2 protein-coding genes and 1 pseudogene are annotated in these 1,648 nt (G+C 38.8%); 2 read left to right on the top strand and 1 reads right to left on the bottom strand.

Translation table 11 applies throughout. The features are described from left to right. Positions 1-401, top strand: a pseudogene (locus WKT20_RS17945) (hypothetical protein); the annotation flags it as partial. 25 nt (positions 402-426) lie between these two features. Beyond that, positions 427-1,110 (top strand): DUF4468 domain-containing protein, encoded by a 684-nt coding sequence (locus WKT20_RS17940; RefSeq protein WP_340417855.1) that lies wholly within the window; start codon positions 427-429, stop codon positions 1,108-1,110. A gap of 5 nt (positions 1,111-1,115) precedes the next feature. On the opposite strand, the gene WKT20_RS17935 is transcribed toward WKT20_RS17940, so the two are convergent. Beyond that, the coding region (locus WKT20_RS17935) for a M23 family metallopeptidase (RefSeq protein ID WP_340417854.1) at positions 1,116-1,648 on the bottom strand (533 nt) is incomplete at its 5' end.

Genomic DNA, 1,648 nt, shown 5'->3' with positions numbered 1-1,648 from the left:
CATATTTCTTTTTAGGAGCCGGAGTTGGACTACATTTCATGCCGTCATACGAAACAAGTGGAATGGATATTCCATTGGATGTAAGAGACAGTAAGGTTGATATTCCTGTGTTTGCAAATATCAGAAGTCACTTCAGCAAAGGAAAGTTTGCTCCATTTGCTGACTTGAAGGGTGGAACCTACATAACAAATGGTGGTGGATTATATATCATTGCCTCTGTTGGTATCAGATATGCGCTTAACGACAAACAGGGTCTTAGTCTATCCCTTGGATATACAAATGAGAAATTGGAGTTTGAAGTATTTGATGGATTTATTGACCATGACAGGATGGATTACACAAGAGATAAAAAACAGTATAATACTGAAGCAATTGCTATCAAGCTTGGATTTGATTTCTAACATTAATAACCAAAATCTATAAACAATGAAGAAAGTAATATTTACGGCACTGATGTCACTTTTTCTATGCACTACAATAGATGCACAAATTTTGCGAACAGATGAACTGGAAGACTACGCAAAAGAGAAGTATGGAGAAAAATGGGTTGATGCAGTTGAAAATCTTGGGCAGCAACTCCAGCTGGACAAGAATAACGGCATAACATACGTTCAGATTATTCCTGCAGAGGGTAAAACAAAAGATGAACTCTACGTACTACTCAACTATTGGTTTACGGCCACATTCAATGATGCAAACTCTGTCATTAAACTAAATGAAAAGGAATTGGGAACTATCATTGCACAAGGATATGTAGCAGACATTGCTCAGCACGCTGGCGGAACCAATAGCTATAACGTGAATATCAGGCCGGTCATTAAGTGTGATATTAAAGATGGCAGAGTAAGAGTAACCTATACCATTCCGTTCTATTCGGTTAATGTCGCTGTCGGTGGAGGATGGATTGGAGCTTTAGGCGGTACCATTCCAACACGTTCGGACGAGAACTGGACATTGGACACCTGTTTCCCTTTTGTTAAAAAAGACTCACACAAAAAGACATCAAGCAAAGCCCTTGTTATGGCTCATGCCTACTCGAATGTTGTTATGGACAAGATTGAAGAGTGCATCAAGAATGGTCTAACAGGCAATGAGAACGACAACTGGTAATATCGTTATTTTAAAGACACAATAGTACGAACACAGTTCAAGAGGATGATAGGGTTAATAACCTTACCATCCTTTTTTGTTGTCAGGTGCAGATGGGGACCTGTTGACATACCTGTATTACCAGACACTCCGATTATCTCACCGGCCTTAACATATTGTCCGATTGTAACCTTAGATGATGACAAATGACAATAGCTGACCGTGTAGGTGTCAGTTTGAATTGTGATGTATCTGCCAGAACGCTTATCATGAGCAGACTTCACTACTTTCCCTGGAAGCATGGAAAACACAGGTTCGTAGCGTGCCTGAAGATCTACTCCATTATGCATGCAATATTTATGTGTAACAGGATGCTGACGTATTCCAAATTCTGAGTTTATCTGAATATTCTTTAATGGAAAAGCCATATTTAAAAATTGAAGAATATCACCAGATGTTTGTGAAGATGGTCCTACATTATCCCGGCATGATTCTACCATATTTAAATGTGATGAAGCATGGTTCAAAGAATCTTTTAACATCAAATTGTCCACAAGAG

It is taken from the genome of Phocaeicola sp. ICN-14070 (assembly GCF_037892625.1).
GTDB lineage: Bacteria > Bacteroidota > Bacteroidia > Bacteroidales > Bacteroidaceae > Phocaeicola > Phocaeicola plebeius.
The sequence above is the reverse complement of the archived record's forward strand: the minus strand, read 5'-3'. Positions and strand labels throughout refer to the sequence as shown.

What these genes read in the sequence shown, in the direction of transcription:
- WKT20_RS17940 (WP_340417855.1), top strand. Translation starts at nt 427, where the DNA reads ATGAAGAAAGTAATATTTACGGCACTGATGTCACTTTTTCTATGCACT.